Below are 22,566 nucleotides of genomic sequence, written 5' to 3' on the forward strand. Positions count from 1 at the left end.
GCGCCTCCTCGGAGCCCTGTCGACGGATAAGCCCCGAGCAGCCATGCCAGGTTGAGCAACGCTTTTGCCGCCGTTCCTCGTTGGCCTTACAATGCCCCGAACGCCGCTCGCCGCGGCATCTCGATTCATGTCAGCCCACGCTGAAGGAAACGCCGGACCCATGCGCGCCACCCAACTGTTGATTGCCACCCTCAAGGAAACGCCTGCCGACGCCGAGGTCATCAGCCACCAGCTGATGCTGCGTGCCGGCATGATCCGCCGCCTCACCTCGGGCCTCTACACCTGGCTGCCGATCGGCCTGCGCACCCTGCGTAAGGTGGAACGCATCGTGCGCGAGGAAATGGACCGCGCCGGCGCCCAGGAAGTCTTGATGCCGGCGGTGCAGCCCGCCGAGCTGTGGCAGGAGTCGGGCCGCTGGGAGCAGTACGGCCCCGAGCTGCTGCGCCTGAAGGACCGCCATGAGCGCGACTACTGTGTCGGCCCCACCCACGAAGAGGTGATCACCGACCTGATGCGCCGCGAGCTCTCCAGCTACAAGCAGCTGCCGGCCAACTTCTATCAGATCCAGACCAAGTTCCGCGACGAGATCCGCCCTCGCTTCGGCGTGATGCGCTCGCGCGAGTTCATCATGAAGGATGCCTATTCCTTCCACTTGGACCAGGACTCCCTCAAGGAGACCTACCAGGCGATGTATGACGCCTACACGCGCATCTTCACCCGCCTGGGCCTGGATTTCCGTCCGGTGCTGGCCGACACCGGCGCCATCGGTGGCGACAACTCCCACGAGTTCCACGTACTGGCCGACTCCGGCGAGGATGACATCGCGTTCTCCACCGAATCGGACTACGCCGCCAACATCGAGAAGGCCGAGGCGCTGCCCGCACCTCTGGGCACCAACCCCGAGCGCGCCGCGCCGAGCGAAGCGCTGCGCCTGGTCGACACGCCCAACGCCAAGACCATCGCCGCCCTGGTGGAACAGCACGGCCTGCCCATCGAGAAGACCATCAAGACCCTGATGGTGCGCGCCGCCGAAGGTGGCCTGATTGCCCTGCTGGTGCGCGGCGACCACGAGCTAAACGAGATCAAGGCCGAGAACCTGCCCGAGGTGGCCGCCCCGCTGACCATGGCCACGGAAGAAGAGATTCGCGCCGTGGTGGGCGCCGGTCCCGGCTCGCTGGGTCCCGTGAAGCTGAACATGCCGATCATCGTCGACCGCAGCGTGGCCTTGATGAGCGACTTCGGCGCCGGTGCCAACGTCGACGGCAAGCACTACTTCGGCATCAACTGGGAGCGCGACGTGGCGCTGCCCAAGGTGGCCGATATCCGCAACGTGGTCGAGGGTGACCCCTCGCCGGACGGCAAGGGCACGCTCTCGATCAAGCGCGGCATCGAGGTCGGTCACGTGTTCCAGTTGGGCAAGAAGTACTCCGAGGCGATGAACGCCACGGTGCTCGACGACAACGGCAAGGCGGCACATACCTGGATGGGCTGCTACGGCATCGGCGTGACCCGCGTGGTGGCCGCCGCCATTGAGCAGAACCACGACGCAGCCGGCATCATCTGGCCCAACGCCATCGCCCCCTTCCAGGTGGCACTGGTACCGATGAACGCACACAAGTCGCAGCGCGTGCGCGAAGAGTCCGAGCGCCTCTATGAGGCGCTGACGGCAGCCGGCATCGACGTGCTACTGGACGACCGTGACCTGCGTCCCGGGGTGAAGTTCGCCGACCAGGAGCTGATCGGCATACCCCACCGCCTGGTGGTCGGCGACCGCGGGCTGGACAATGGCGAGCTGGAGTACAAGGGGCGGCGTGACAGTGAAGCGACCATGGTCCCGGCCGATGGCATCGTCGAGTTCCTGCGCGAGCGGATCGGCGCCTGACCGGCGACTGGCCGCCGCGGCCCTGCTGGCCGCGGCCGGCCTTTTCGCCCCGCCACTGACGGGTGAAGAGCGGCTCAGCCCAGGTGGGAGCGAGCCAACGAACCTGGCCGACGCCCTACCCGCGGCCTTGCAGACCCCGCCTGCCCAGCGCGTGCGGGTAGAGCCCGACATTCCGCCCTCGTTGCGCCAGACTCTCGACACCCTGGTTGCCGTGCCGCCCTCGCCGGATCAGGTGTGGGCGGCGCGTCGCTGGATGAGCCAGATGGAACCCAAGCTCGCACGCTTCATCCCCGACGAGGCACTGCGTGGAGAAATGCTCACCCGTATCTATCACGAAGCGCGCCTGGCCGGCCTGGCACCGGAGATCGTGCTTGCCGTCATTCAGGTGGAAAGTGCCTTTCAGCCGGAAGCCGTCTCCTCAGCCGGCGCCGTCGGGCTGATGCAGATCATGCCATTCTGGATTCGCGAGCTGGGCCGCTCCGCCGACGACCTGATGGATCCATGGTTGAACCTGCGCTACGGCTGCACCATTCTTGCCCACTATCTCGCCGTGGAGCGCGGCGACCTCACCCGCGCCCTGGCCCGCTACAACGGCAGCCTGGGCCAGACCTGGTATCCCGAGCGGGTGATGCGCGCCTGGCACGACAACTGGTGGCTCGCACGCTGACCCTCGTCACTCCGAGCCGCGCCGACGCTCCCACCACAGATGTGCGGCCAGCGGTGCCAACGCCAAGGCTGGCGCCAGCAGCATGAAGCCGACCCGGGTCTGGTAGACCGACGTGAGCATGTTCTGCTCGATGGCCACCACGCTACTGGCGATACCGATCGCCACCGCGGCCAGCAGAATGACGAACCAGGCCAGATGCGCCCGACGCAGGCCATCGATACCGAAGCGCAGAAAGCCTATAGCCAGCCGCCAGGCCGCCAGAATGCCGAGCAGCTTGATCAGCATGCCCAGGTCGAACGCCAGTAGCGTGGCATGGAGATCCGGAATCGGGTAAGCCACGTAGGTGAGCGGCACCAACAGCGCCATCAACAGCGTGAGCGGCACCAGCAGTAGCACCACTTCGGCCAACAAGATCCGCTTCCTGGCTGTCAACGTCATGCGTTCTCCTCCATGAAGCGCCGGGTGACCTCGGCCAACGGCCCCGGCGCCGTGAACACCAGGGTATGGGCAACATCCGGGAGTATCTCGAGCTCACCCCGCGGCAGACGCCTCGCCAGCATCTCGGCGAATTCCTGATGGGTGATGGGATCGTGCTCGCCACGCACCACCAAGGCCGGCGCCTCGACATGGCGCACCTTCTCCTCGACGGGATCGGTGACCTGGAAGATATAGGAACGGATCATGCGCCACAGCCCCGCCTTGCCGTACTCGGGAGCCGTCACCTCCCCCAGCATCTCGGGGTTGTAGGGCTCGTTCTGACGCCAGCGAACGAACTGCCAGAAGGTCGAGCGCTCGTCGGGTGGCGTGGTGGGTCCCTGCAGGATCAGCCGATCCACCCGCTCGGGGTAGCGCATCGCCAGATCGATGATGACCTGACAGCCGAAAGAGTTGCCGAGAAAGGAGGCACGCTCGAGGCCAATGGCATCCATCCACGCCACCAGCCAGTCCGACATCTGGGGGATATTGAGCACTTCACCGGGATCCTCGCTGTCTCCGTACCCCGGAATGTCGGGAACGTAGACGGGAAAATCCTGCGCCAGCAGGCGTGCGGTGGGAACCATGTAACGGCCCGAGAGCCCCGAGCCGTGAATCAGCACCAGCGGTGGCGCGTCGGGCGGTGCGGCTTCGGTAGCGACCAGTGCGTGCAACGAGACGCCGTGTACCGACGTTCGTCTTGCCTCGAGCGGCCCGAGGTCCATCCATTCATGGAACGGGGGAAACTCAGGCGCAAGAAGCTCATCGTCGGTGTCGCCACAGCCACCGAGCAGAAGCCCCAGGCTGCCGCCTCCCACCAACTGCAGAAAACGACGACGACCGATATTGTCGGCGGCGCGAAAACCGCTATGCCGTTCGGGCGTTTCCCTGCCCTCATGCGGAGTCATCATCCGACTCCCCCTTCCGTGGCGCTGAAGAATGTCAGGTCGTATTATAGAATTTGCCTAGTACCCACCCTAGCCAGCCATTTCGCGACTGTCCAATGCCGCCACTTGCCAGCCGTCGCGCCCCTTCTTCTTGACTTCGTATAGCGCCACGTCAGCGGCAGCATAACCTCTCTCGTAACCGGCATGGTCCGCCTTGAAACGTGCCGCCCCGACACTGAACGTCACATGCGTGGCATGCGGATGCGACGGATGGGGCAAGGCAGCAGCACGCAGCGATTCGACGAGATTGCGACAGCTGGCATCCAAGGAGCGATCATCCTGGCACTCGAACAATACGGCAAATTCGTCGCCCCCCAGGCGATACAGCCGCGCCCGCTGTTCCATTGCCTGCTGAATCAATTCGACCAGACGACGCAGCAACCGATCGCCATCGGGATGGCCAAGGCTGTCGTTGTACTGTTTGAAATAATCGATATCGACGAGCAGTAGTCCCATCTGCTGCCCATGCTTGGCCATGACGTCATCATGCAAGGCACTGCGGTTGCCCACGCCGGTGAGCGGATCTCGCAGGGCTCGACTCATCCACTCTAGGCTTTCTTTTGCCGATTTGGCTGCACGGCGGCGCTGCAGCTCATGCATTAGCCAGAAACCCAGGCCCAGCACGAATATCACCAGGCTCCCGGCCAGCACCTGCCCCTGGTGACGACGCGTCTCGTCGACGAACTCCGCCGTGACGGCACTGCGCCGGTCCAACTGGTGCATCTCGATTCGGGTTAGGCAATGCATCGGCGCGAGCACGCTCTGCCGCAGGTGGGTGGCCGTGACAGGCGCATCGCCCTCGAGACGCAGGAGCAACTCATCGATGGCGTCGAGACTTGGCGGAGTGCAGTCGTACTCACGTCGATAAAGACCGATATCGAACAGACTGTAGGCAAGTTTTATCTGGAAGTGGGCCTGCTGCCGGATCTCGGCATCGTCAGGCTCCAACAGAAGCAGGTCGAGCCCCTGCTGCAGATAATCGCGGGCACGCGTGGCCAATTGCTGACCGGTGAGATTTCCCGACTGGCTGAAATAGGCATGGATCTCGGGGTAGACCCAGCGCGTCTGATACGCGATCAACAACATCAACGCCACGAAGCTCATCAGGCTGAGCCACAGCCAGCGTACATGTCGCCACCAAGGTAGCTCCGGTTCTACCATACCGCCTCGATGCTGCGGATCATCCACACCCAGTCGTTGAAATTGCGCAAATTTCCGGGATCGCGGCTGCCGTAATCACGCTCTACCAAGCGCACTGGGCCACGCTGGCGAAGGCTGATAGGTTCGTCATCCTGGTGAGTGACGAGAATCCAGTTCGGGTCGTCCCAGTCCGGTAGGGTCACATCGTAGTCGTCCCAGGCCACGAAGTGCAGCTGGGGCGGCACCCGGCCGAAGTGTTCGACGAGAAGATCGCGGAAGACCAAGCCTCGAATGCTCACCTCTTCGGTCAGATAAGGCTCGAAGAAATGGAATTCGACGTCGGCTCGCTCCCGCAGTGACTCGATGGAAAGCTCGATTTCCCGTTCTCCGTCGTGCAGCAGCAGCGAATCGGGGTTGGCCTGTACGGCAGGAGACAGCAACAGCGCTCCGAGCAGCACCGCCAGGGCACGGCCGTAAACGTCGCGTCCAGACTGGAACATGATCAAGACCCCTCGTGCTTTTTCTTGCTGTTATCGATCACGCCATCGGCGTATCGTTTCGCTGGAGTCTAACACGAAAAAATGCCGGCCCAATTGGGCCGGCTACTGGGGGGAAAACTCCCCCCTCCCCTGACGACTTGCCTACAGGCTGATTCAGTGCTTGCGCTTGCGACGATGGTCGCGAATCACGAAGCCGACCCAACCTGCCATGAATGCGATCATCATCGCGACGGTTACCAGTCCGAAAATTACGGCGTCATCCCAGTACATGTCGTTTTCTCCCCGTCACTCGATGCGATGAGTTCACTCTAGCCCGTTGAAGGCAGAGGAAAACTGACCTGCATCAAATTTCGCCTCAGCCATGACGAGTGGCGCCCGACGAATTGATGCAGGTCAGTTTTTGAGGGGGATTCGTGCGGGTTCGGCTTTAGGAAAGCTTGCGGTCTTCGACTTGGGCTGGCGTAACATCGTCGGGCAGCGGGTGCCCCTTGGCCAGCTCGGCGCGATTCGCCTCGCGCACGCTCAGCACTTCCAGCGCGTAGCTCAGGGTCTGGCCAGCCAGCGGGTGGTTGGTGTCGACCAGCACCTCGTCGTCGCTGACTTCGAGCACGGTGACGATCTGCGGGCCGTCATCGCCCGGCGTCTGGAAGCGCATGCCCGGCGTCAGCTCCTGCTGAGGAAAGGCGCTGCGGCCGAATGACTGCACCAGCTTCTCATTGCGCTCACCGTAGGCGTCCTGCGGCGGCAGCGTCACGTTCAGTCTGTCGCCGGGTGCGTGACCCTCGAGCTCGCGCTCGAGGCCGGCCATGATGTTGTCGTGGCCGTGTAGGTACTCGAGGGGCCTGGCACGTGCCCGCGAATCGTCGAGAATCTGGCCCTGCGCATCGCTCAGCACGTAGTGAAGGGTCACGACCCGCTGCGGGGCGATGTTCATGGTGAACTCCTGAGGCTCTGTGAGCGTTGATGGGTAGTGTCGGGGGAAAGACCGGCAGCCGCTTCAGTTGCCCGGGCGCAAGCTGGCCACGGGCATTTCCAACTGTTGCTGCCGGTTGAGCAGATTGAGTAGCACGATGGCCCGCTCATCGCCCTTGTGACTGGCAAAGACCGCCTGCAGATCCTTGAACGGCCCTTCGGTGATCTCCACCTTCTCGCCGGCACGGAAATAGACGTTGACGGTATTCTCCAGGCTCTGGGAGCCCTGCTCGCGCAGCATCGCGATGAGGTCGTCGTCGACCGGCAGCGGATGGTTGCCGAAATTGACGACACGCAGCACGCCACGAGTCGAGCGAATCGGTCGCCAGTTACTGGCAATTCGATCGAGGCGAATGAAAAGGTAATGAGGGAACAACGGCTCATCCAGCCACACCAGCTTGCCCCCGCGTTTCTTCTGCACCTGCAGAATGGGGTGAAACAGTTCATAGCCCTGATTGGCCAGATGCTGTGCGGCACGGAAGGATTCTCCGCCCTTGCACTGAACGACGTACCACCGAGGCAAGTTATCGTCCGTGTCATCGATCGGCTGACGTTCGCTATGGCTCATGAAGGCCTCCTGATCGGAATTACCTGCTGGCATCGATGCCGGTGCTCTGCAACAATCGAGCGGCCGGACGATGGGTCCTCCTGGACCGTCCACCTCCGCTGAACGGCGGGTCATTCTAACATCGTTACGAGCCCCGGGCCGCCCCCTGGCCATCGTTACATCGAGGAGTTTCGCCACGCATGACAATCCCTACCGCTCAGCGCAGTTGGGGAGCCGCCCTGGCCATCTACCTGCGCGCGCCCGTGATCACCATGCTGTTCCTGGGTTTCTCGGCCGGGCTGCCGTTCCTGCTGGTCTTTTCCACCCTTTCCGCATGGCTGCGCAGCGATGGCATCCAGGTGGCCGCCATCGGCTTCTTCTCCTGGATCGGCATGCTCTATTCGATCAAGTTCTTCTGGGCCCCCATCGTCGACCGCCTGGCACTGCCTGTGCTGACCCGAACCTTCGGCCAGCGCCGCGGCTGGATGCTGCTGGCTCAGGCCATGATCGCCGGTGGGCTCGTCGGCCTGTCGAGCCTCGACCCACAGCAGAACCTGGCCCTGGTGGCCGCCTTCGCCCTGCTGGTCGCCTTCGGCTCGGCGACCCAGGACATCGCCATCGACGCCTTTCGCATCGAGTCGGCGCCGGATGACATCCAGGCGGCCATGGCCTCCACCTATATCATCGGCTATCGCGGCGGCCTGCTGGCCGCCGGCGCCGGCGCCCTCTACCTCGCCTCGTGGCTCTCCTGGCAGGCAGCCTACCTGGCCATGGCCCTGCTGGTCGGCGTGGGGGTGATCACGGTGCTGCTGCGCCCGGAGCCCAAGCGGCTGTCGCTCACCACTCAGCTGATCCACGAACCCAAGGTTCGGGCTTTCATCCGGGCCAGCCGCGGCAAACCGCGAGCGCTGCGCCGCCTGGGCGCGTGGCTGATCGGCGCGGTGATATGCCCGTTCACCGATTTCATTTCCCGTCATCGCCTCAAGGCGCTGTGGCTGCTGGTGTTCGTGGCCGTGTTCCGCATCAGCGACCTGGCCATGGCATCGATGGCGAATCCGCTCTATATCGACCTGGGCTTCTCCCTGGCGACCATCGCCAACGTGACCAACGTGTTCGGCATTGCCATGAGCATCAGCGGCGGCATTCTCGGCGGACTGCTGGTAGCGCGCTACGGCATCGGGCCGATCCTGGTGCTGGGCGCGGCGGCGGCCACCCTGACCAACCTGCTGTTCGCCGCCTTGGCGCTGGCCGGCCAGAGCCTGCCGATGCTGGTGATGGCCATCGTCGGCGACAACCTGGCCAATGGCCTGGCCAGTGCGGTGTTCATCGCCTTCCTGTCGAGTCTGACCTCACGTGCCTACACCGCGACCCAATACGCACTGTTCTCTTCGCTGATGACGCTGCCGGGCAAGTTCCTGAGCGGCTTCGGCGGGCTGGTAGTGGCGGCAGAGGGCTACGCCACCTTTTTCGTCATTGCCACCGCGCTGGGATTGCCCGCCATTGCCTTGGCGATCTGGATCAGCCGCGACAAGGATCTGGTACCGCCGCCGACGCCACGGGCCGCCTGACGGGAGTATCAATCGTCAATCTGACTCTGCAGCCAGTCCAGCGCCCCCGTCGTGGCACGCCACTGGTCGCGCATCAGCGTGCGGTACTGCCACGCCTCGGCGCGGGTGCCGGGCTCGGCGACGTTGTCCGGGCCCAGTTGCACCGGGCGGGTCTGCTCGGCACACAGCATCGGCAGCGCGTGGGGATTGTGGCGACGCACGTCGCGCAGCGCCTCGTTGGCCTCGTCGATACGCTGCAGTCGGAACAGGGCCAGAGCTCGCCCCATGAGAAGGCCCAGCACCGGCGTATCGTCGCGCTGGGTCTCGGTCACGCTCAGCGCCTCACGGTCGCGCCCTTCCCGCAGCAGTTGATCCAGCACCAGTTCCTGCAACCCCAGGCTGTCCTGATCGTCGAGCGTCAATAGCCGCTCGGCCAGCCGCCGGGAACGCTCGCGAGCCCCCCGCTCCATGCCAACCACCAGCGCCAGCCCAGTGCGCAGCAGCACGGCGTTGTCGGCGCTGTCCCAAAGGAACGGCCCCTCGCCCTCGCCGCGAATTCGCTCGAGCCAGCGCTCCAGACGGTCGGAAAGCGGTTCGAACAGGCTGGGCGACATCCACGGCAGGCTGCCGAAACGGCTGGTCAGGGCCAGGGTGAGCGACTGCACCACCCGCGGCGAATCGAGCCACTCCGGATGCGCGCAAAGTTCACGCAGCCAGTCGCCGGCCTGCAGCCAAGGGTCACCCTTGAGTCCCAGGGCACTGTCGTCGTCCACGTCGACCTGGAAGTGCTTCTGCCAGGCAGCGAATAGGGTGTCTTCACGGGCGCTGCTACGATATTCCAGTTCGCCGTTCTCGGTCTCGCCAATGTTCAGCCCAGGGGCCGGCGGCAGCTCCGCCAGCAGTGCCTGCAGCGAAGCCAGCGGCTCCGCCAGGTCCTCTTCGGCGTTGAGCAACTGATCGGCGAGGGTGGCGCCCGGATTCTCCGCCAGATCGGCCAGGAACTGCAGCTGCTCGGGCTCGAGGTCGCCCTTGCGGGCCAGACGCCGGAACCAGAAGCGGGCCCGCTCGGCGGCTTCCTGCTCGTGCCCTTCGTGCAGCAGCAGCATGGCTTCGATGTAGGCCAGGGTCGGCGAGTCGGGCAGCGCCTGCTGGGCGCGCACGAAGGCAGCGCGGGCGCTGTCCAGATCGTCGCTGTCGAGGTGCATGAGGCACAGGCGCTCCAGCGCCACCCCGCGCAGGAACAGCGGGCCGCGGTCGAGCACCTCATCGAGCAGCTCGGCCCGCTTGCGAGTGAAGCCGCGCTCCTGGTAGAGGTCGATCAGCAGCTCGAAGGCCGGCTCGGCCTGAGCCGGAAGGCGCGACCAGTCGGCGCGCTGGAACAGCGATTCGAGGATCTGCTGGGCGCGACCGCGCTGGCCGGTTTCGGCGGCGATCAGGCCTGCTTCCAGCAGGGCCTGAGCGGGCGCGTGGCCGCTCTCCAGGGCCGCCTTGAGGGTGGGCCCCTTCCAGTCGCGCAGCGAGAGCATCCACATCAGGTGGTCCGGCACTTCGGCCGGCATCGCGACGGCTCCGCAGCAGTGCTTGGTCTTGCGCCCGGAGTCGCACCAGCAGGGTTCGTTGCGGCCCGGACGTGCCAGCGGCTCACAGGTGAAGCCGGCGCGCTCCAGCGGGGTCTGGCTCCACAGGATGGGCGCCATTGCCTGGGCCATGGCCAGATCGCCGCCCATCAGTTCGGCGCCTTCCTCGCGCGCCCAAGCCATGAACGCCGGATAGCGCTCTTCCTCTCGGATGGCTGCCAAGGCACCCGAGGCAAAACCCAGCAGCTGCTCCACCCATACTGCCAGCATTCACTCTCTCCGCCAGTTCGAAAATGGCGCATATAGTAACAGGGAAGCGTGACTCGGTGTTGTGCGCAAGGAGCGTTCGCACCCGTCCCGGGTTCCGCCCTCGGAACTCAACGGCGCGCCCATTCCAACAGCGGCCGGGTACGGGCGTGCATGTCCAGGCGGGCCCCCAGGCGTACCAGGTTCCAGTAGTGCCCGTTCAAAGTGCGCGAGAGCAGCAGCACGTCGGCAGGCGGCTGCAGGCGGTCCATGGCCGCCCACACCTTGGGCGTGAGATCGCGCAAGCGGCGATGCACCCTGACGTCCGAGAAGTCCTGAGGGCCAGGCTCGAACAGCGGCGCCACGGCCTCGGCCGATTCACGATACAGCGCCAGCGGCGCTCCCTGCCCCTGGCGTCCGCCCAGTCGGCGCAGGGCATCGTCCATCGCCATGGGGTCGCCGGCCAGGGTGGCATCGAGCAGCTGCATCATGGCGCGGAGATGGGCTTCAGGTACCGGGATCACCGCCCCCAGATCGTAGATCACCAGCCGGCCATCGTCGGCCACGGCAAAGTTGCCGGCATGCGGGTCGGCATGCAGTTCGCCGTGGGTAAATAGCTCTTCGGTGAGCCAATCGGCAAGCGTTGCGGCAACGCGCTGGCAGGTCGCATCGTCGGCCTGCTCCAGCTCGCGCAGCGGCGTGCCGGCCACGTAGCGCATGGCCAGTACCCGCGGTCCGGAAAGCTCGGGCAACGGCTCGGGGATGAGCAATCCCTCGAGATGAGAGTAGCGCTGGCGATAGCGTGCCAGCGCGTTGGCCTCGGCATGGTAGTCGAGCTCGCCGCGCAGGCTGGCGGCAAGCTCCTCGAACAGCGCATCCAGACGCACCTGGGGCACCTTCAGCCAGCGCCCCAGCCGCATGATGCGTCGCAGTTGGGCCAGATCGCCTTCCAGAATCTCGGCCAGGCCCGGGTACTGCACCTTGAGCACCAGGGTTTCGCCGGCATGGGTGACCGCGCGATGCACCTGCCCCATCGAAGCGCTGGCAAAAGGCCGTGTCTCGACCTCGCGGAAGTGACGCTCCAGGTCGCCGTACTGCGCCTCCAGGGTGCGGCGAATGCCCTCCCAGGGCATCGGTTCGGCCTGGCGCTGCAGGCGGGCCAGCTCCTCGGCGAGATCGGGCGGCAGCAGGTCGTCCCACTGGGCCACGATCTGGGCCAGTTTCATGGCCGGCCCCTTGAGCTCGGAGAGGCCGTCGAACAGCGCCTCGCCCAAGGCGCGCCAATCGGCTTCGCCACCGAAGCGACTGCGCAGAAACGCCCCGCCGGTACGCGCACCGAGACCGAAAAGCCGTCTCGTCCTTCCTCGCTCACGCATGTGGATGCTCTCCTGGCCTTTGCTGCCGAACCACGATACAGGAACCGTACAGCTTTTTGGCGCACGACATCTGGTCTTACCGACGGGTTACTGTAAGAATATCCATAAACGAACTCCCAAGTCCGAGTCTTTCATGCGCCTGATCATTGCCGAGAAACCCAGCCTCGCCCGAGCCATCGCCGACGCCCTACCGGGCGACACGAAGCGTGAGGACGGCGCCCTGCGCGGCAACGATACCGTCGTCACCTGGTGCCTGGGCCACCTGCTGGAGCAGGCACCGCCCGATGCCTACGATAGCGCCTACAAGCAGTGGCGGCTGGACCATTTGCCGATCCTGCCGACCCGATGGCAACTGGCGCCACGTCCCAAGGCCAGAGGCCAGCTCGCCGTGATTCGCAAGCTGCTCAAGCAGGCCCGCGTGGTAGTGCATGCCGGCGATCCGGACCGCGAAGGCCAGCTGCTGGTGCAGGAAGTGATCGAATATCTGGGCTGGAAGGGGCCGGTGGCGCGTCTGCTGGTCAACGACCTCAACCGGCCTGCGGTACAGCGCGCCTTGTCCCGTCTGGAGGACAACGCCCGATATCAGCCGCTCTATCGCGCCGCCGAGTCGCGCTCTCGGGCCGACTGGCTGTACGGCATCAACCTGACCCGCGCCTGGACCCTGACCGGCCGTCAGGCCGGCCACGACGGGGTGCTCTCGGTGGGCCGTGTGCAGACCCCGGTGCTTGGCCTGGTGGTGCGCCGCGACGCCGAGATCCGCGACTTCAGGCCCTATCCCTTCCACGTGCTGTGGGCCGATCTGGCAGTCGCCAACGGCAGCCTGCGCGCCTGGTGGCAGCCCGGCGAGCAGCACCGCCTTGACGAGCAGGGCCGCCTGCTCGAGCGCGCCCCGGCCGAGGTGCTGGCGGCACGTCTGCCAGGCGCCGAGGGGCGTCTGACGTCGCTAGAGAGCCGCCAGAAACGCCAGGCCGCTCCGCTGCCCTATTCGCTTTCTGCGCTGCAGGTGGACGCCGCACGGCGTTTCGGCCTCTCCGCCCAGATGGTGCTGGATATCTGCCAGCGGCTCTACGAACGCCACAAGCTGATCACCTACCCACGTTCGGACTGTCGCTACCTGCCCGAGGAGCATCTGGTCCAGGCTCGCGCCACGCTGAGCGGCGCCTGCAGCCAGGACGAGACGCTACGCGGCTGGCTCGCCGGCGCCGATTTCGCGCTGCGCTCCAAGGCCTGGGACGACAGGAAGGTCGGCGCCCACCACGCCTTGGCGCCCACCGGCAAACCGGCCGAACTTGCACGCCTGGAGCGTGCCGAAGCCGATGTGTTCCGACTGATCGCCCGCAACGTGCTGGCCCAGTTCTACCCGCCGCTGATCGCTCGTGAGGTGAAGGCGGAATTTACCATTATGGGCGAGTGCTTCCGCGCCAGCGGACAGGAACTGCTGCAGCCGGGCTGGAAGCCACTCTTCACCACCCGCGACGAGGCTCCACCGCTGCCACCTCTCAGTGAGGGGGAAGGCTGTCGGGTGACGGCAAGCGCCGTGGAGGATCGCGAGACGCGCCCGCCAGAACCCTTCACCGATGCCAGTCTGATCAAGGCGATGATGAACATTGCCCGCTACGTCGACGACCCCCAGGTCAAGCGCACCCTGCGTGAGCACGACGGCCTGGGCACCGAAGCGACCCGCGCCGGCATCATCGAGACGCTGATCGAGCGCGGCTATCTGGTACGCCAGAACAAGGCGCTGCGCGCCACTCGCCTGGGCAGCGGTCTGATCGCCTCGCTGCCCGATGCCGCGACCCGTCCCGAGCGCACGGCGCTATGGGAGCAGCGCCTGACGGCGATTGCCGAACGCGACGACGACCCGGCCCCCTTTCTCAGCGCTCTCGTCGACGACCTGCGCGGCCTGCTGAGCAAGGCCGACTCGCAGCGACTGCGCCAGGCCATGGCCGCGGCCCAGGGCGAGGTAGCGACCGGCTCGCGTAGCCCCCGGCGCAAAGCGTCCGGCAAGCCGCGGCGTAGCCGAGCGGCGTCGACACGAGGGCAACGCAAGCCACGCACCAAGGCCTAGCCGTGCCTGACACGTCGGGCTGGCGTGATTCGGCAAGCCATCGGTATGCTGCCGTATTCCATCAACGAGGCACACCATGAACGAGCAGACTCACCTGGTCGTTGGCCCCGGCGCCCTGGGCCGGCTCGTGGCCCTGCACCTGGCGGGTGTGGCACCGGTCAAGGTGGCCGGACGGCGGGGCCTGCCCACCACGCAGACCCTCGTCACGCCGGAAGGCATCCGGCGCACCGTGCCCCTGGACATGACCACCCTGGCGGAGCTGCCGCCGCTGGCACCGGCATTTCTGCACCTGACCACTAAGGCCTACGACGCTCATGCGGCCTACGAGAGCGCCATGGCCCGGCTCACCGGCAGCCCGATTCTTGTGCTGTGGCAGAACGGCTATCAGGTCCAGCCCGAACTTCAGCGCCGCCACCCGGGGCCCGTGCTGTGCGCCTCCACCACAGAGGGTGCCTGGCTCTCGGGCGACGAGGGCGTGACCCATGCCGGACGCGGCATCACCTACCTCGGCGATCTGACCGGCCGCCATGCCGAATGCTGCCGTCAGCTCGCCGCTACGCTGAATCGCGCGGGCCTGGTCGCCGAGGCGGTGTCGGACATCGAGAGGCGGCTATGGCACAAGCTGGCGATAAACGCAGCGATCAACCCCCTGGTGGCACGCTACCGTATCCGTAACGGTCAGCTGCGCGACCGGCCGTTTCGCCCCATGGTGGAGCGTATCGTCGGCGAAGTGGCCGCAATCATGGCGAAAGTGGGTATATCTCCACCGCCGGCTGGCTGGCACGCACTGGTGTGGCAGGTGATCGAGAGCACCGCCGACAATCGCGCCTCGATGCTGCAGGACGTGCTCGCAGGTAGACCGACCGAACGCGACGCCATACTCGGACCTCTGCTCGCTGCCGCCCACGAACATGGCCTCGATACGCCTTGTCTCAAGGAGCTTTACGACTACCTGGCGAGCGTCTCGGTTACGCTTCGTTGAAGCCCGGTCTGGCGATACTCTGGCCATACTGCTAGGCTTTTGTGGGGATCCTCAAAGGCATGCGCATGATTTTGCGACCAAGCCTGAGGCATCACTACTGATTCACCGCACAGGGAAATGGATCTGAAAACATGAAGGCGTGTTTCAGAGGTGCCGTGGCCATGGCCGCCTGCCTGACGCTGTTGCCGCTGTCGGCCATGGCGGACGACGGCATGTCCGTCGCGGATGAGCCCCTGGCATACTCCCACGCTTCCCTCGACCTGCTAGCCGCCCTGGCGCACTCTCCTTTGAACACTCCCGCCTATGCCGGCAAGAACAGCGACCTGATGTATCTCGACAACGGTCTGGTGCTGGAGGGCAGCGACCTGCAGACGCCGGATGGCTACACTTCGGGCTTTCGGGTGACAGCAGGCTTCTCGCCGGTCAACCTGCCGCGGCTCGACCTGGGGGCCGAGTTCACCTACCGCGAAAGTGACGAGGTGCCGACCCGCCACGCTGACCAGGCGCTGCTGGTGAATACCACGACCTTGGGCGGCAGCCTGGTAGCGGGCGTGCGGCTGGGCCAACTGGGCCTCTATGCCAAGTCGGGCTTTGCCGAATGGGAGGGCGACCCGGTGACCCAGAGCGAGTCGCTCTACATGGCGACCGCCGGCACCGCCAGGATTCAGGGCTTCGGCGCCCGGCTGCAGCACAACCGCCTGGTGAGCCGGCTCGAATTCGAGGAGATCGACGCCCCAAGCATGGCGCACCTGAACCTCATTACCGCCTCGCTGCACTACGCCTTCTAACCTCCATACGCCTTCTGAGCGCACATGCCTCTGCCTCCTCAGGCTAGCTCTTTGCCTGAGTGTCGCCCCTCGTGCTCATTACCTGCGCTTCTTTCCTCCATACGCCTTCTGAGCGCACATGCCTCTGCCTCCTCAGGCTAGCTCTTTGCCTGAGTGTCGCCCCTCGTGCTCATTACCTGCGCTTCTTTCATGCGTGTCCTATATTCAAGCAGCGTCCGCATGGGGCCATGCGACGCTACCCCGAACCCATGATCCTGGAGCACGACGATGAGTCTCAGAATCGGCGATACCGCGCCCGACTTCACGGCGCAAACCACCCAGGGCACCTTGAAATTCCATGAATGGATCGGCGACAGCTGGTGCATTCTGTTCTCGCATCCCAAGGACTTCACCCCGGTCTGCACTACCGAGCTGGGCTTCATGGCCAAGCTCAAGCCCGAGTTCGACAAACGCAATACCAAGATCGTCGGCCTCTCGGTGGATCCGGTCGACAATCATGCCGCTTGGGCCAAGGATATCGAGGAAACCCAGGGCACCGCGCCCAATTACCCGATGATCGGCGACGACAAGCTTGAAGTGGCCAAGCTCTACGACATGCTCCCCGCCGAGGAGCCGGGCAGCGCCGAAGGCCGCACGCCGGCCGACAACGCCACGGTGCGTGCGGTATTCATCATCGGGCCGGACAAAAAGATCAAGGCGATGCTGATCTACCCGATGACCTCAGGCCGCGACTTCAACGAAGTGATGCGCCTGCTCGACTCGGTACAGCTCAATGCCAAGCACACCGTGGCCACACCGGTGAACTGGCGTCCCGGCGACGACGTGATCATCCCACCCTCGGTTAGCGACGAGGAGGCCAGGAAGAAGTACCCCGAGGGCTTCACCACCATCAAGCCCTACCTTCGCACCGTCAAGCAGCCCCGCTGAACCTCTCTTGCGCTCACCGCATAGCACGATCGCCCCGGCAAAGCCGGGGCGATCGTCATGAAGCTGCTTTTCGACAAAGCATGGCCGAGCGCAGTGACTTTAGCCCGTGTTGCGCAGGCCCGCGGCGATGCCCGCCATGGTGACCATCAGGGCGCGCGACAGCTCACCGCTGATGGCACCATCGGCATCGCGGTTACGCTGTAGCAGCTCCGCCTGAAGGCCGTGCAGCGGATCGATGTAGGGATTGCGTACCTCGATGGCCTGTCGGATCAGCGGCGTCTGCTCCAGCAGCTGCGGCTGGTCGAGAATGGACAGCAGCACCGACTGCAGCCGGGTGAAGCGCTCGCGCAGCTGAGCGCCCAGCTCCTTGAGTGCAGGCTCGTCGACCAGGCGTTGCTCGTAGTAGGAGGCGATGCCCACGTCCGCCTTGGCCAGCAGCATCTCGAGCATGTCGAGATAGGTGCCGAAGAAGGGCCAGCGATCGCGCATCTCGCGCAGCACCTCGAGCCCACCGTCCTCTTCCAGGCGAGTGCCGAAGGCTTCCCCGCTGCCCAGCCAGGCCGGCAGCATCAGGCGGATCTGGGTCCAGGCAAAGATCCACGGAATGGCCCGCAGCGTCTCGACGCCACCGTCCTGACGACGCTTGGTCGGGCGTGAGCCCAGCGGCAGGTGCCCCAGCACGCCTTCCGGCGTGACCGCGCGGAAGTAAGGCACGAAATCGGGGTCCTCACGCACCACGCCGACATAGGCCCGGTGAGCGAGTTCGGCCAGGCGGTCCATTTCCTCGCGCCAGTGAGCCTCCGGCGCCGGCGGCGGCAGCAGCGTCGCCTCGAGCACAGCACAGGCGTAGATTTCCATGGAACGCAGGGCGATGTCGGGCTGACCGAACTTGAAGCGAATCATTTCGCCCTGTTCGGTGACCCGCAGGCTGCCGTTCACCGAACCCGGCGGCTGCGACAGAATGGCCGCATAGGCCGGACCGCCGCCGCGGCCGACGGCGCCGCCGCGACCGTGGAACAGGGTCAGCGCCACGCCATGGCTGCGGCACACCTCCACCAGGCGCTCCTGGGCGCGATACTGGGCCCAGGCCGCCGCCAGCTGGCCGGCGTCCTTGGCCGAATCGGAGTAGCCGATCATCACTTCCTGGCGGTCGCCGACCAGCGCCCGGTAGCCCGGCAGCGCCAGCAGGCGGTCGACCACGTCGCCGGAGCGGTTGAGGTCGTCCAGGGTCTCGAACAGCGGCGCGATGGGCAGCGAGACGACGCCCCCCACCTCTTTCATCAGCAGCGCAACCGTGAGCACGTCGGAGGGCTGGCCGGCCATGGAGATGATGTAGGTACCGAGCGCCTCGGACTGCTCGTTGGCGATGACCAGGAAGGTGTCGAGCACCTCGCGGGTCTCCGGCGAGCACTCCCAGCGGCGCGGAATCAAGGGGCGTCGCGATTCCAGCTCGGCGAGCAGGAAGGCCTGGCGCTGCTCCTCGCTCCACTCGCGGTAGTGGCCGAGGCCGAGGGTCTGGGTCAGCTCCTCCATGACCATGGCGTGCCGGCTCGCCTCCTGACGAATGTCGAGCTTGGTCAGGGTCACGCCGAACACCGCCACCCGGCGCAGAGTATCGAGCAGCGCGCCGTTGGCGATGGTGTCGAGTCCCACGTCGCAGAGCGAGCGGTAGCAGGTGAGCAGCGGCGCATAGAGCTGGTCGCTGCTCTCGATGATCGCTCCGCCCTCGTAGCTGCGCCCGTCGAGCTGCGCCTTGGCCCAGTCGCGGGTGGCCTCGACCCGCTGCACCAGACGCTTGAGTAGCTCGCGGTAGGGCTCGGCCACGTTGCCCACCTCGGCCCGCAGCGCGCTGTTGCACTTCCACATGGACAGCTCGGCCTTGAGCTGTTCGAGGTCACGCAAGTAGAGATCCGCCGCCATCCAGCGCCCCAGCAACAGCACCTCACGGGTTACCTTGGAGGTCACGTTGGGGTTGCCATCTCGGTCTCCACCCATCCATGAAGCGAACACGATTGGTGCGGCATCCAGCGGCAGGCGTTCACCAGCGGATTCCAACAGCAGGCTGTCGAGATCGCGATGGAACGCCGGCACCGCCTGCCACAGCGAGTTCTCGATAACCGCGAACCCCCACTTCGCCTCGTCCACCGGCGTGGGTCGCTCGTGGCGGATCTCGTCGGTATGCCAGGCCTGGCTGATCAGCTCCTCGAGGCGCCCGCGGGCGCGGCTGGCACGCTCGGGGTAGTCGAGCGACGACTCGATGACGGTGAGACACTCGTCGATGGCATCGTACTTCTGGATCAGGGTACGACGAATGACCTCGGTGGGATGGGCGGTGAGCACCAGTTCGACGCGCATGCTGGCCAGGCTCTCGACCAGCTTACGCGGCGTGTGGCCGGCGCCGCGGGCCCGCTGCAGCAGCTCGGAGAGCACTGGCTGAGAACCCGGCTTGTAGTCCTCCACGCGGCGAAAACGTGCCCGATAGTGCTGCTCGGCGATGTTGGCCAGATTGAGGAACTGGTTGAAGGCGCGGGTCACCGGTAACAGGTCGCGGTCCGGCAGCTTGCGCAGGTACTCGATGAGCTCGCGGCTGCTCTGCACGTCTCCCTGTCGGCCGCTCTTGGCCAGGCCGCGGATGGTCTCGATGCGGTCGACGAAGCCCTTGCCCAGGTCGTCGGCGATGGTGCGGCCCAGGCTGTCACCGAGGATGCGTACGTTGTCGCGTAGGGATTCGTGCAGATCGCCGCTCATGGTCGATCTCCTCCTGAAGACGGTTCTGGTGATTCGGCAGATATCGGGGAAACGCTGCTCTCGAGCCGCTTGGCCTCCTGCCAATGCCGCTCCATGGTGTCCAGGTCGACGTCGCGGGTGGTCATGCCGCGCTCGGCCAGGGCACGCTCCACGTGACGGAAGCGGCGTTCGAACTTGGCATTGGTGTCGCGCAGGCACTGCTCGGGATCGGCCTTCAAGGTGCGCGCCAGGTTGGTCACGGCAAACAGCAGATCGCCTACTTCCTCCGCCGCATGACGATGATCGCCCTCGGCCAGGGCCTGCTCGACCTCGCCGAGTTCCTCGCGGATCTTGGCGATCACACCCGTGGCGTCGGGCCAGTCGAAGCCGACCCGAGCTGCGCGCTTGGAGAGTTTGACGGCACGCGACAGCGCCGGCAGCGTACGCGGCACGTCGTCGAGCACCGACACGTCGGCCTCGGCACGCTCGACGCGCTCCTTCGCCTTGAGCGACTCCCAGCGACTGTTGACGCTCTCAAGTTCAGCCTGGCGCGTCTCGACCTGTTCGGCGCTGACACCGGGCGGCCGTCGCGAGGCCAGGGTGCCGTCGGGAAACACATGCGGATGGCGGCGCACCATCTTCGCCGTCAGGGTATGCACCACGTCGTGAAAATCGAAGCGCTCTTCTTCACTGGCGAACTGGCTGTAATACACCACCTGGAACAGCAGGTCGCCGAGCTCGCCGGGCAGCTCGCCCCAGGCTCGGCGCTCGATGGCATCGGCCACCTCATAGGCCTCTTCTAGAGTATGCGGCACGATGCTGTCCCAGTCCTGCTTGAGATCCCACGGGCAGCCCTGCGCCGGGTCGCGCAGCACCGCCATCAGCGTCAGCAGGTCGTCGATGCCATGGCGGGTCTCGCTCATGAACCACTCCCCTTGCGTTTCATCCCCTTGGCCCCAGTGCGCAAACGCTGCACCTCGATCACATTGGAAAGCTGCTGGATGCGCGAGAAGAGCCGCCCCAGGGTCTCCAAACCGTCGACTTCCACGGTGATGCGCATGCGGGCGATGCCGTCGCTGGTGTCGGTCAGGGTGTTGACCGACAGCACGTTGACCTTCTCATTGCTGAGGATGCCGGTCACGTCGCGCAGCAGGCCGGAGCGGTCCCAGGCCTGGATTTCGATGTCCACCGGATACTGGGTGCGGGCGCGCTGGCCCCACTCCACCTCGATGACCCGCTGGGGCTCGTCGATGCGCAGCTGCAGGATGTTGGGGCAGTCCTGGCGATGCACAGTGACGCCGCGCCCCTGGGTGATGAAGCCGACGATCGGCTCGCCGGGTACCGGGTGGCAGCAGTTGGCCATGCTGGTCTTGAGGTTGCCCACGCCCAGCACGGTGATGTCACTGCTGCCGCCCTTGGACTGATCGCGCTTGGGCTTGGCCAGCAGACGGTCGAGCTGCTCCTGATCGTCGGTCTCGCCGAACAGCTGCTGGGCCTGATGCAGCACCTGGCCGATGCGCAGATCGCCCGCGCCCAGGGCGGCATACATGTCCTCGGGCGAGGCGTAATTGACCTTGTTGGCCAGGGTCTCGAGATCCATGTCCTCCACGTCGAGGCGGCGCATCTCGCGCTCGAACAGCGCCTTGCCCTCTTCCACGTTCTGCTCGCGGGCCTGATGCTTGAACCACGACTGGATCTTGGCCCGCGCCCGCGAGGTGCGCACATAGCCGAGGCTGGGGTTGAGCCAGTCGCGGCTGGGCCCGCCCTTGCTGGCGGTGAGGATCTCGACCTGCTGACCGGTCTTGAGCTTGTAGGTGAGCGGCACGATGCGGCCGTCGATCTTGGCCCCGCGGCAGCGGTGGCCGACCTCGGTATGCACCCGGTAGGCGAAGTCGATGGGCGTGGCGACGCGCGGCAGGTCGATGACGTGGCCGTCCGGGGTGAAGACGTAGATGCGATCCGGCGCCACGTCGCTGGAGAGCCCTTCGCGCAGGTCGCCGAAGTCGCCCACCTCGTCCTGCCACTCGAGCACTTGGCGCAGCCAGGCAATCTTCTCCTCGTAACTGGAGCTCTTGCCGCCGGTGTCGTGGCCTTTGTAGCGCCAGTGGGCGCAGACGCCCAGCTCCGCCTCGTCGTGCATGGCGAAGGTGCGGATCTGGATCTCCAGCACCTTGTTCTCGGGCCCCAGCACGGCGGTGTGCAGCGATTGGTAGCCGTTCTTCTTGGGGTTGGCGATGTAGTCGTCGAACTCGTTGGGCACGTGGTGCCAGCGCGAGTGTACCAACCCCAGCACGGTGTAGCAGTCGGTCACCTCCGGCACCAGGATGCGAACGGCCCGTACGTCGTTGACCTGGGAGAAGTCGATGCGCTTGCGCTTCATCTTGCGCCAGATCGAGTAGATATGCTTGGCGCGGCCGTTGACCTCGTACTCGTTGATTCCCTGGGCCTCGAGCATGCTCTTGAGGGTTTCGACCACGTCGTGGATGTAGCGGTCGCGATCCAGGCGCTTCTCGGCCAGCTGGCGGGCAATCGCCTTGTAATCGTCCTCGTGCAGGTAGCGGAACGAGAGGTCTTCGAGCTCCCACTTGACCTGGCCGATGCCCAGGCGATGGGCCAGCGGCGCGTAGATGTCGAACACCTCACGGGCCACCTGCAGGCGCTTCTCGCGCGGGGCATCCTTGACCTGACGCAGGGCGCAGGTACGCTCGGCAATCTTGATCAACGCCACACGCACGTCGTCGATCATGGTCACCAGCATCTTGCGCAGGTTGTCCTGCTGGTCGTGTTGCACCAGGCCCTGGCTGGGAACCTGGATGTTGCTGATGGCGGCCATCTGCAGTACGCCGGCAATCAGCTCGGCCACCTCCTTGCCGAACTGCCGGGTGACGGCGTCGATGGAGATCAGCCCCTCACGCACTGCGCGATAGAGCACCGCCGCCTCCAGCGCCGCCTGATCGAGCTTCAGCAGGGCCAGAATGTCGGCCATTTCCAGGCCCATGCGATAGGTGGTGTCGCGGGGCAGCCACGCCTTGTGGGGGCGGTCCGCCTCCATGGCGAGACGCTTGGTGAGTTCACAAGCCTCGCGCATCTCGTCGGGATCGCGCAGCTTGACGTCTTCCTGCAACCGCTCCAGCCAATGGCCGATATCGACGTCGCCATCGTCGGTCAGCGGCTGGTCGTCGCGGACTTTCACCATCTT

The 22,566-nt window shown here is 65.5% G+C and carries 19 protein-coding genes; 7 read left to right on the forward strand and 12 right to left on the reverse strand.

All coding sequences use genetic code 11. The features are described from left to right. Nucleotides 1-160 precede the first annotated feature (160 nt). Together HOP58_RS13100 and HOP58_RS13105 are read left to right on the forward strand one after the other, a co-directional pair. On the forward strand, nucleotides 161-1,882 hold the full coding sequence (locus tag HOP58_RS13100; protein ID WP_234260527.1) for a proline--tRNA ligase: 1,722 nt from the start codon (nucleotides 161-163) through the stop codon (nucleotides 1,880-1,882). Beyond that, nucleotides 1,842-2,549, forward strand: coding sequence for a lytic transglycosylase domain-containing protein (locus HOP58_RS13105; protein ID WP_346657460.1), 708 nt, complete (start codon nucleotides 1,842-1,844; stop codon nucleotides 2,547-2,549). The genes HOP58_RS13100 and HOP58_RS13105 overlap by 41 nt, the downstream gene beginning before the upstream one ends. A 6-nt stretch (nucleotides 2,550-2,555) precedes the next feature. Here HOP58_RS13105 and HOP58_RS13110 read toward each other — a convergent pair whose 3' ends face one another. The 7 genes from HOP58_RS13110 to rfaH all read right to left on the reverse strand — a co-directional run bounded on the left by HOP58_RS13110 (nucleotide 2,556) and on the right by rfaH (nucleotide 7,150). After that, nucleotides 2,556-2,987 (reverse strand): hypothetical protein, encoded by a 432-nt coding sequence (locus tag HOP58_RS13110; protein WP_234260528.1) that lies wholly within the window; start codon nucleotides 2,985-2,987, stop codon nucleotides 2,556-2,558. Further along, nucleotides 2,984-3,934: an alpha/beta hydrolase gene (locus HOP58_RS13115; protein ID WP_234260529.1), complete on the reverse strand. Its 951-nt coding sequence runs from the start codon at nucleotides 3,932-3,934 to the stop codon at nucleotides 2,984-2,986. The genes HOP58_RS13110 and HOP58_RS13115 overlap by 4 nt, the downstream gene beginning before the upstream one ends. A 66-nt stretch (nucleotides 3,935-4,000) precedes the next feature. After that, the gene (locus HOP58_RS13120) at nucleotides 4,001-5,131 is read right to left on the reverse strand and encodes a GGDEF domain-containing protein (protein WP_234260530.1); all 1,131 of its coding nucleotides are present in this window, start codon (nucleotides 5,129-5,131) and stop codon (nucleotides 4,001-4,003) included. Then, nucleotides 5,125-5,610, reverse strand: coding sequence for a hypothetical protein (locus HOP58_RS13125; protein ID WP_234260531.1), 486 nt, complete (start codon nucleotides 5,608-5,610; stop codon nucleotides 5,125-5,127). The genes HOP58_RS13120 and HOP58_RS13125 overlap by 7 nt, the downstream gene beginning before the upstream one ends. A gap of 153 nt (nucleotides 5,611-5,763) precedes the next feature. After that, on the reverse strand, nucleotides 5,764-5,880 hold the full coding sequence (ccoM, locus tag HOP58_RS23165) for a cytochrome c oxidase subunit CcoM (RefSeq protein WP_275949231.1): 117 nt from the start codon (nucleotides 5,878-5,880) through the stop codon (nucleotides 5,764-5,766). 157 nt (nucleotides 5,881-6,037) lie between these two features. Next, a complete protein-coding gene (locus HOP58_RS13130; RefSeq protein ID WP_234255473.1) occupies nucleotides 6,038-6,544 on the reverse strand; it encodes a peptidylprolyl isomerase in 507 nt (168 codons plus the stop codon). 63 nt (nucleotides 6,545-6,607) lie between these two features. Then, nucleotides 6,608-7,150, reverse strand: coding sequence for a transcription/translation regulatory transformer protein RfaH (gene rfaH, locus HOP58_RS13135; protein WP_010628049.1), 543 nt, complete (start codon nucleotides 7,148-7,150; stop codon nucleotides 6,608-6,610). Between the two features lie 179 nt (nucleotides 7,151-7,329). Here rfaH and HOP58_RS13140 point away from each other — a divergent pair, with 179 nt between their 5' ends. Further along, nucleotides 7,330-8,697, forward strand: a complete 1,368-nt coding sequence (locus HOP58_RS13140) for an MFS transporter (protein WP_234260532.1) — start codon at nucleotides 7,330-7,332, stop codon at nucleotides 8,695-8,697. An 8-nt stretch (nucleotides 8,698-8,705) separates the two neighbouring features. Here HOP58_RS13140 and HOP58_RS13145 read toward each other — a convergent pair whose 3' ends face one another. Both HOP58_RS13145 and HOP58_RS13150 read right to left on the reverse strand, forming a co-directional pair. Beyond that, the gene (locus tag HOP58_RS13145) at nucleotides 8,706-10,523 is read right to left on the reverse strand and encodes an SEC-C domain-containing protein (RefSeq protein WP_234255475.1); all 1,818 of its coding nucleotides are present in this window, start codon (nucleotides 10,521-10,523) and stop codon (nucleotides 8,706-8,708) included. Nucleotides 10,524-10,630: 107 nt separating this feature from the next. Then, nucleotides 10,631-11,875, reverse strand: coding sequence for an AarF/ABC1/UbiB kinase family protein (locus tag HOP58_RS13150; RefSeq protein ID WP_010628046.1), 1,245 nt, complete (start codon nucleotides 11,873-11,875; stop codon nucleotides 10,631-10,633). Nucleotides 11,876-12,008: 133 nt separating this feature from the next. Here HOP58_RS13150 and HOP58_RS13155 point away from each other — a divergent pair, with 133 nt between their 5' ends. From HOP58_RS13155 to HOP58_RS13170, 4 genes are all read left to right on the forward strand, one after another. Beyond that, nucleotides 12,009-13,943: a DNA topoisomerase III gene (locus HOP58_RS13155; protein ID WP_010628045.1), complete on the forward strand. Its 1,935-nt coding sequence runs from the start codon at nucleotides 12,009-12,011 to the stop codon at nucleotides 13,941-13,943. Nucleotides 13,944-14,019: 76 nt separating this feature from the next. Further along, entirely contained in the window at nucleotides 14,020-14,925 is a 906-nt protein-coding gene (locus tag HOP58_RS13160) for a 2-dehydropantoate 2-reductase (RefSeq protein ID WP_234260533.1), read from the forward strand. 131 nt (nucleotides 14,926-15,056) lie between these two features. Further along, nucleotides 15,057-15,713, forward strand: coding sequence for a hypothetical protein (locus HOP58_RS13165; RefSeq protein WP_010628043.1), 657 nt, complete (start codon nucleotides 15,057-15,059; stop codon nucleotides 15,711-15,713). Between the two features lie 267 nt (nucleotides 15,714-15,980). Then, nucleotides 15,981-16,640, forward strand: a complete 660-nt coding sequence (locus tag HOP58_RS13170) for a peroxiredoxin (RefSeq protein WP_234260534.1) — start codon at nucleotides 15,981-15,983, stop codon at nucleotides 16,638-16,640. Nucleotides 16,641-16,739: 99 nt separating this feature from the next. Here the strand turns inward: HOP58_RS13170 and ppc are convergent, their stop codons facing one another. Genes ppc through relA form a run of 3 tightly spaced genes read right to left on the reverse strand, consistent with a single transcriptional unit; the run spans nucleotide 16,740 to nucleotide 22,563 of the window. After that, nucleotides 16,740-19,388, reverse strand: coding sequence for a phosphoenolpyruvate carboxylase (gene ppc / locus HOP58_RS13175; protein ID WP_234260535.1), 2,649 nt, complete (start codon nucleotides 19,386-19,388; stop codon nucleotides 16,740-16,742). Next, the gene (mazG, locus tag HOP58_RS13180) at nucleotides 19,385-20,290 is read right to left on the reverse strand and encodes a nucleoside triphosphate pyrophosphohydrolase (RefSeq protein ID WP_010628040.1); all 906 of its coding nucleotides are present in this window, start codon (nucleotides 20,288-20,290) and stop codon (nucleotides 19,385-19,387) included. The genes ppc and mazG overlap by 4 nt, the downstream gene beginning before the upstream one ends. Further along, nucleotides 20,287-22,563: a GTP diphosphokinase gene (relA, locus tag HOP58_RS13185; protein WP_010628039.1), complete on the reverse strand. Its 2,277-nt coding sequence runs from the start codon at nucleotides 22,561-22,563 to the stop codon at nucleotides 20,287-20,289. The genes mazG and relA overlap by 4 nt, the downstream gene beginning before the upstream one ends. Nucleotides 22,564-22,566 lie beyond the last annotated feature (3 nt).

It is taken from the genome of Halomonas sp. MCCC 1A11062 (assembly GCF_021404355.1).
GTDB lineage: Bacteria > Pseudomonadota > Gammaproteobacteria > Pseudomonadales > Halomonadaceae > Halomonas > Halomonas aerodenitrificans.

Excerpts from the sequence above, each read along its gene's own strand:
- HOP58_RS13110 (WP_234260528.1), bottom strand. The coding sequence starts at position 2,987 with ATGACGTTGACAGCCAGGAAGCGGATCTTGTTGGCCGAAGTGGTGCTA.
- relA (WP_010628039.1), bottom strand. The coding sequence starts at position 22,563 with ATGGTGAAAGTCCGCGACGACCAGCCGCTGACCGACGATGGCGACGTC.
- HOP58_RS13140 (WP_234260532.1), top strand. The coding sequence starts at position 7,330 with ATGACAATCCCTACCGCTCAGCGCAGTTGGGGAGCCGCCCTGGCCATC.
- HOP58_RS13145 (WP_234255475.1), bottom strand. The coding sequence starts at position 10,523 with ATGCTGGCAGTATGGGTGGAGCAGCTGCTGGGTTTTGCCTCGGGTGCC.
- HOP58_RS13125 (WP_234260531.1), bottom strand. The coding sequence starts at position 5,610 with ATGTTCCAGTCTGGACGCGACGTTTACGGCCGTGCCCTGGCGGTGCTG.
- HOP58_RS13150 (WP_010628046.1), bottom strand. The coding sequence starts at position 11,875 with ATGCGTGAGCGAGGAAGGACGAGACGGCTTTTCGGTCTCGGTGCGCGT.
- ccoM (WP_275949231.1), bottom strand. The coding sequence starts at position 5,880 with ATGTACTGGGATGACGCCGTAATTTTCGGACTGGTAACCGTCGCGATG.
- HOP58_RS13165 (WP_010628043.1), top strand. The coding sequence starts at position 15,057 with ATGAAGGCGTGTTTCAGAGGTGCCGTGGCCATGGCCGCCTGCCTGACG.
- HOP58_RS13130 (WP_234255473.1), bottom strand. The coding sequence starts at position 6,544 with ATGAACATCGCCCCGCAGCGGGTCGTGACCCTTCACTACGTGCTGAGC.
- mazG (WP_010628040.1), bottom strand. The coding sequence starts at position 20,290 with ATGAGCGAGACCCGCCATGGCATCGACGACCTGCTGACGCTGATGGCG.
- rfaH (WP_010628049.1), bottom strand. The coding sequence starts at position 7,150 with ATGAGCCATAGCGAACGTCAGCCGATCGATGACACGGACGATAACTTG.
- HOP58_RS13160 (WP_234260533.1), top strand. The coding sequence starts at position 14,020 with ATGAACGAGCAGACTCACCTGGTCGTTGGCCCCGGCGCCCTGGGCCGG.
- HOP58_RS13105 (WP_346657460.1), top strand. The coding sequence starts at position 1,842 with ATGGCATCGTCGAGTTCCTGCGCGAGCGGATCGGCGCCTGACCGGCGA.
- HOP58_RS13170 (WP_234260534.1), top strand. The coding sequence starts at position 15,981 with ATGAGTCTCAGAATCGGCGATACCGCGCCCGACTTCACGGCGCAAACC.
- HOP58_RS13115 (WP_234260529.1), bottom strand. The coding sequence starts at position 3,934 with ATGATGACTCCGCATGAGGGCAGGGAAACGCCCGAACGGCATAGCGGT.
- HOP58_RS13120 (WP_234260530.1), bottom strand. The coding sequence starts at position 5,131 with ATGGTAGAACCGGAGCTACCTTGGTGGCGACATGTACGCTGGCTGTGG.
- HOP58_RS13155 (WP_010628045.1), top strand. The coding sequence starts at position 12,009 with ATGCGCCTGATCATTGCCGAGAAACCCAGCCTCGCCCGAGCCATCGCC.
- HOP58_RS13100 (WP_234260527.1), top strand. The coding sequence starts at position 161 with ATGCGCGCCACCCAACTGTTGATTGCCACCCTCAAGGAAACGCCTGCC.
- ppc (WP_234260535.1), bottom strand. The coding sequence starts at position 19,388 with ATGAGCGGCGATCTGCACGAATCCCTACGCGACAACGTACGCATCCTC.